The 5,792-nt window shown below is 75.0% G+C and carries 7 protein-coding genes; 5 read left to right on the top strand and 2 right to left on the bottom strand.

What is annotated here, in order from left to right:
- Positions 1–383, top strand: a 383-nt coding sequence (locus LJ221_RS23015) for a methylenetetrahydrofolate reductase (RefSeq protein WP_241718632.1), incomplete at its 5' end; no start/stop codon positions are given.
- 22 nt (positions 384–405) lie between these two features.
- Positions 406–1,305 carry a hypothetical protein gene (locus LJ221_RS23020; protein ID WP_241718633.1) on the top strand — a complete coding sequence of 300 codons (900 nt, stop codon included), beginning with the start codon at positions 406–408 and terminating at the stop codon, positions 1,303–1,305.
- A 28-nt stretch (positions 1,306–1,333) separates the two neighbouring features.
- On the opposite strand, the gene LJ221_RS23025 is transcribed toward LJ221_RS23020, so the two are convergent.
- Entirely contained in the window at positions 1,334–2,824 is a 1,491-nt protein-coding gene (locus LJ221_RS23025; protein WP_241718634.1) for an NAD(P)/FAD-dependent oxidoreductase, read from the bottom strand.
- A 493-nt stretch (positions 2,825–3,317) separates the two neighbouring features.
- Here LJ221_RS23025 and LJ221_RS23030 point away from each other — a divergent pair, with 493 nt between their 5' ends.
- The 3 genes from LJ221_RS23030 to LJ221_RS23040 all read left to right on the top strand — a co-directional run bounded on the left by LJ221_RS23030 (position 3,318) and on the right by LJ221_RS23040 (position 5,369).
- A complete protein-coding gene (locus tag LJ221_RS23030; RefSeq protein ID WP_308314844.1) occupies positions 3,318–3,827 on the top strand; it encodes an SAV_6107 family HEPN domain-containing protein in 510 nt (169 codons plus the stop codon).
- Between the two features lie 116 nt (positions 3,828–3,943).
- Positions 3,944–4,726 carry a methyltransferase gene (locus LJ221_RS23035; RefSeq protein WP_241718635.1) on the top strand — a complete coding sequence of 261 codons (783 nt, stop codon included), beginning with the start codon at positions 3,944–3,946 and terminating at the stop codon, positions 4,724–4,726.
- A 223-nt stretch (positions 4,727–4,949) separates the two neighbouring features.
- Complete coding sequence (locus LJ221_RS23040) at positions 4,950–5,369, top strand: DUF3040 domain-containing protein (RefSeq protein ID WP_241718636.1); 420 nt, start codon at positions 4,950–4,952, stop codon at positions 5,367–5,369.
- 153 nt (positions 5,370–5,522) lie between these two features.
- On the opposite strand, the gene LJ221_RS23045 is transcribed toward LJ221_RS23040, so the two are convergent.
- Positions 5,523–5,792 (bottom strand): hypothetical protein (locus LJ221_RS23045; protein WP_241718637.1); only part of this gene is annotated, 270 nt, incomplete at its 5' end.

A 5,792-nucleotide genomic window follows, 5' to 3' on the forward strand; every position in this document is an offset into this window, starting at 1 on the left:
TGGACAAGTGCCGGGCCGGCGCCGACTACGCCATCACGCAGATGTTCTTCCACGCGGACGACTATCTGCGGCTGCGCGACAAGGTGGCCGCCGCGGGTTGCGACGTCCCGATCATTCCGGAGATCATGCCCGTCACGAGCGTGCGGCAGATCGAGCGGTTCGCGAAGCTGAGCAACGCGGCCTTCCCGCCGGACCTGGCCGAGCGCATCCTCGCGGTGGAGCACGTCCCGGCCGCTGTACGCTCTCTGGGAATCGAGTACGCCACGGAGCTGTGCGCGAGGCTGATGTCCGAGGGCGTCCCCGGACTCCACTTCATCACCCTCAACCACTCCACGGCGACTCTGGAGATCTACGAGAATCTGGGCCTGCACAGGCGGGGCTAGAAGACGGGGTGGGAGGACGCACATGGGGTGGACGCTCCTCTACATCGCGTTCGGTGTCGTCGCGGTCTGGCTGCTGGCCGAGGTGCTGCTGCAGTACAAGGCGAGGCTGCGCTGGCGGCTGCTGGCCTTCGGCGGGTTCACCCTGGTGGTTCTCGGTGTGGTGGTGATCCCCTCGGTGCCGGTGTCGCTGACGGTCATCTCGCTCGGCGGGGCGGCCTTCGCGGTCGGCCAGACCTTCGTCACCCTCTCCTACCGGCGCGGCTTCACCGCGGGCTGGGCGCTGGGCGGCATGCCGGGCACCAGCAGGCGCCGCCGCGAGGTGCGGCCCATGCCGCTCCAGGACGCCGAGCCGCACCTGGAGGTCTCCGGGCTGGAGGTCCATGAGCCGGATCCCCCCGCGTACAACCCGGAGCCGCTGCCCGACGACACCGGCGGTTACGGCGTCTACGAGCGGGACGCCTCCGCCTCCGGGCAGTCGGAGGAACGGTACGACGGGCAGGAACGGTACGACGGGCAGGAACGGTACGACGCCCACTCCGCCGCGTACGCGACCGGTGACTACACCGGCTACCCCGGCTACGACCAGGCCGGACAGTACGCCGGCCCCTACGACCACGGCTACGGCACGGGCGACGGACAGCAGCAGTACGCCGCCTACTCCGGCCAGTACGCCGACGCCTCCGACGCCTCCGACGCCTCCGGTGCCTCCTACGCCGACGGGTACGGCGCGGGCCACCCCGCCGACCCGTACGCGGGCCACACCCCGCCCGGCGGGGTGTGGGTGCCGCAGCAGCGCGGCTCCGAGCCGCGTCCCGGGCAGTACGGCGAGGACAGCGGGTACGGCGGGTACGGATACGGGGAGGACGGGTACGACCCGGCCCCCGGAGCCGCCCACCCCCATGGAGAGCAGCCCCGCTACTGAGCCGGGTCCCGCCGCCGGACGGGCCCCGTCACCGGGAGCCGCGCCAGTCGTCCCCCTCGACGATCAGCCCGGCGGCCAGCGCCCCCGACATCCCGGCGTGTGCCAGCCCGCCTCCCGGATGGGCCGAGCCGCCCACCCGGTACAGCCCGGCCGTGCCCGTGGAGTTGGCCGCCCGCAGGAAGGCCCCGTCCGCCCCGGCCAGAGCGGGGGCGGGCACCGCGCCGCCGGGGGCCCCGGTCTCCCGCTCGGTGTCGGCGGGGGTACGCACCTCGCGCCACAGCAGCCTCCCGCCCAGACCGAGCCCGGCCGCGTCCGCGGCGGCCAGCGCCTCGTCCGCGGCCCGCTCGGCCGCGCCCGGCGCCGTCCAGTCCACCGTCCCGCCGTCCCCGGCCCCCGCACCGGCCGCCCCCGCGCGGTGGGGCGGCACGGTCACCGACAGCACCGCCGACTCGTGCTCCGAGTCGGGGACCAGCGCCGGATCGCCGGGCCGCAGCACGGTGACGGTGCGCGTCGTGCCGCCCGGCCCCCCGGTGTGCACCACCGTGCGGTGCGCGGTGCCCTCGGGCCGGGCGCCGCGCAGCGCGAGCAGCACGGTCAGCCGTCCCGTCGCGTAACCGGGACCGCCGTCCGCCGCGCCGGCCCGGCCGCCGTACATCGGCCGGGGGTCGACTCCGCAGACCACGGTGTCCGCGGCCACCCGCGTCCCGTCGGCCAGTTCCACCCCCGCGGCCCGGCCGCCCTCCACCGTGACCCGGGACACCGCCGAGCCGAACCGGAACTCCACCCCGCGCGCCAGGCACCGCTCGTACACCGCGTCCGCCAGCGCGCGCATCCCCCCGCCGACGTACCAGGTGCCGAAGGTCTGCTCCAGATACGGCAGGACGACGGCGCTCGCCGGGGTGCGGCGCGGGTCGAGGCCGCGGGCCAGCGCATGGCTCTCCAGCAGTGCCACCAGCCGCGGATCGCACAGCTCGGCGCGGGCGACCTCGGACAGGAAGGGGGCGCGGCGGCGCAGCAGCCCGCGCCGCCGCGCCGGATACGGGTCGGCGCCGAGTCCGGCGCGGTCGCCGGCGCCGGTCAGCGGTTCCTCCAGCAGCGGGCGCCGGGTGGTCTCCCACGTCCGGCGGCCGCGGCCCAGCAGCTCGCTCCACCGCCCTCCCGTACCCGCCCCGAGGGCCGCGTCCAGGGCGTCGACCGTGCCGGCCCGGGATCCGCCGGGCAGGCGGACGGAGGTGCCGTCGGCGAAGACGTGGCGGACGGCCGGGTCCACCTCGGTCAGCGCGACGCACTCCTCCAGCGGTTCGCGGCCGGTCTTGACGAAGAGGTCCCGCCAGACGGCGGGCAGGTACAGCAGTCCGGGACCGGTGTCGAAACCGAACCCGTCCCGTTCCAGGCGGCGCACCGCGCCGCCGTGGGTCCGCGCCCGCTCGTACACCGCCACCCGGTGGCCGGCCACGGCCAGCCGGGCGGCGGCGGCCATGGCGCCCATACCGGCGCCGATCACCACAGTCCGTGCCATGGCCAGGAACTCTAGCCGGGGTGCGGTAACAGCTTTGAAGCGCCGTACGCAGTAGATGAGTAGAAGTACCTGAGTCCGGTTCTGAGTAGCCGTACGGATGGGCTTCACCAGGCGTGGACGGCAGAGTCGGAGACGACGGGAAACGCGGTACCGCACCGCCGGCACGGGGCGGCGGAGCGGGGCGGCGGCCGTCTGTAGGGGGAACGCTCGGGGGACACGGGGGACGGGAGCGGGCGGTACGGCGAATCGGCCGTCCGCTCCCGCCGTTCTCGTCGCCTTCCTCGGCCGGAGCGCGCCCGCGCCCTCACCTGGACGCCCTCACCCGGATACGCCGGAGAAGCTCCGACAGGAGATGTTTGCCCAGGTCGGGGCCGATTGTCAGTGGCATGCGCAACGATGTTCCCATCGCGATCGCCGGTCGCGAGCCGCGCGTGCGGACAGCACGGCGGACAGCACAGCCGTGACGGTCATGACGATGACAGGAGGTTCGCAGATGAACGGGCCCCCGGAGGATGTCCACCCCGTACCGCGCAGGGCGTCGGCCCCGCCCGCCGCACTCGGCCTGCTCGCCCAGGCACGGCGCGGTCTCGACGAGGCGGCGGAGCTGGAGCACCCCAACGACCGGTACGCCACCGCACACCTGGCAGCCCTGCGCACCGCCGCCGCGGTGCTCGCGGTGCGCGGCCGGCCGGAGTCCACCGCACGCGCCCGACGGCGCATACGCAGCGCCTGGGAGGTGCTGCCCGAGGTGGCGCCGGAGCTGGCCGAGTGGTGCAGGCTGTTCGCCGCCGGCGCGGACAGGCGCGCCCGTGCCGAGGCGGGCATCGCCGGCGCGGCCGGCCGGCGTGACTGCGACGACCTGATACGCGACGCGGGCATGTTCCTGCGCATCGTCGAGCGGATGCTGGTGAGGCAGCCCGTGCTGCCGTTCCCCGGAAATCCGGAGGGCCCGGGGGAGCGCGGGCGCCCCGGAGGTGAGGGGCCGCGGCTGCGAGCGGGCTGAGGGCGGGAGTCGGGGCGGGTGCGGGACGTCTTTTCCCGCCGCCCGGCAGGCCGTACCGCCGCGGTGACGCAATAGGCTTGGGCCAGTCACGTCCGAGCCGCCCAGGAGCGTCCGCCATGTCCCGCCCCCACGCACACTTCCGCACCGCCGTGGTCCGGGAGGTCCTGAGGGAAGCACTCGACGACCGGGTCAAGGTCGCGGGCCGCGGGACGCTCGATGTCCTGGACACCGGCGGCGGCACCGGCAACTTCGCCGTGCCCGTCGCCCGGCTCGGCCACCGCGTTACCGTGGTGGACCCCAGCCCGGACGCGCTGTTCGCCCTGGAGCGCCGCGCGATGGAGGAGGGCGTGGCCGGCCGGGTACGGGGCGTGCAGGGCGACGCACACGGGCTGTTCGACGTGGCCGAGCGCGGCGGCTACGACGTGGTGCTCTGCCACGGGGTCCTGGAGTACGTCGACGATCCCGCCGAGGGACTGCGCAACGTCACGGCCGCGCTGCGTCCCGGAGGCGGCACCCTGAGCGTGCTCGCGGCCGGACTGGGCGGCGCGGTGCTCGCCCGTGCCCTGGCCGGCCACTTCGCCGAGGCCCGCCGGGCGCTGGGCGACCCCGACGGCCGGTGGGGCGGCGGGGACCCGGTGCCCCGGCGCTTCACCCCCGAGCGGCTCACCTCCCTGATCACCGCCAACGGGCTGGAGGTCGGCGCGGTTCACGGCGTGCGGGTCTTCGCCGACCTGGTACCTGGTGCGCTGGTGGACGCCGAGCCCGGTGCCACGGAGGCCCTGGCCCGGCTGGAGGAGGCGGTGGCCGAGTCGCCGGCCTTCCAGTCCGTCGCGGCGCACCTCCACGTACTCGCGCGTACCCGGGAGGAGGCCCCGCCCTCCGCCGGTGAGGTGCGGTAGGCCACAGGCGACCCGAACGGCGGCTACCCACCGTATGATCGAATCACACCGATCGGCATGACGGCACGGCGGCGGGGGAATGAGAAGCCCGACACCGCTACCCGGCTCCCGGTCCCGGTGGCACGAACTGGCGTAGAGGGGCGGGTTTCACGGGGGCGAATCCCTGCCTATCCTTGAAGGGTCGCATCCGGTCGCCCCCGCGACCGACGAGTAGGAGGACTCCGTGCCGCTCTCTGAGCACGAGCAGCGGATGCTCGAGCAGATGGAGCGAGCGCTGTACGCCGAAGACCCCAAGTTCGCGACAGCGCTCGAGGGAAGCGAACTGCGCACGTACACCCGGCGACGGGTCTACCAGGCGGTCGCGGGCTTTCTGGTGGGCGTCGCGCTCCTCATGGCCGGGATGGTCGCGAAGCTGGTCATCGTCAGTGTGCTGGGTTTCCTGGTGATGCTGGGCTGCGCCGTCCTCGCGGTGACGGGCTGGCGCAAGGCGCCCAAGCCGGGTGAGCAGCCCCCCGCCGGCCAGGGGCACGACGGACACGACGGAGGGGGCCGTCAGCACTCGCGAAGGCAGGGAAGGCAGCGCCGCTCGATGATGAACCGCATCGAGGACCGCTGGCAGCGTCGCAGGGACGAGCAGCAGTAGCGGTCCGCTCGCACGCCGCCGCCCGTGGGCGGACGGCGCAGGACGATGCGACCCCGCGACTCGTTCGACCATACGACCCGGTGACGCCACCGCGCTGCCTCCGCGCGACCGGCGGGCCGGGACCGACGAAGCGGCGGGCGGCCCGCCCCGGCCTCAGGCCCGCTGCCGCGGCCGCCTGACACGCCCGCGTATCCGCCCCACCGCGCCGCTCCACCGCCCGGACACCGCGGACCAGCGCTCCGAGAAGGCCCACACCGCGCGTACGGCCGACCGCGGCAGCAGCAGGGCCCGCAGCCGCGCGCCGCGCCCGGCGGCCGCCCCCGCGCCCTCACCGCAGATCATGGAGGAGTACACCGACGTACCGGACTCACTGCCGTCCGTGGTGGCCGCGACGGCGCGGGACGTCACCGAGGGCGCGTCCAG

The organism is Streptomyces sp. CNQ085 (assembly GCF_022614595.1).
In the GTDB taxonomy this organism is placed as follows: Bacteria; Actinomycetota; Actinomycetes; order Streptomycetales; family Streptomycetaceae; genus Streptomyces.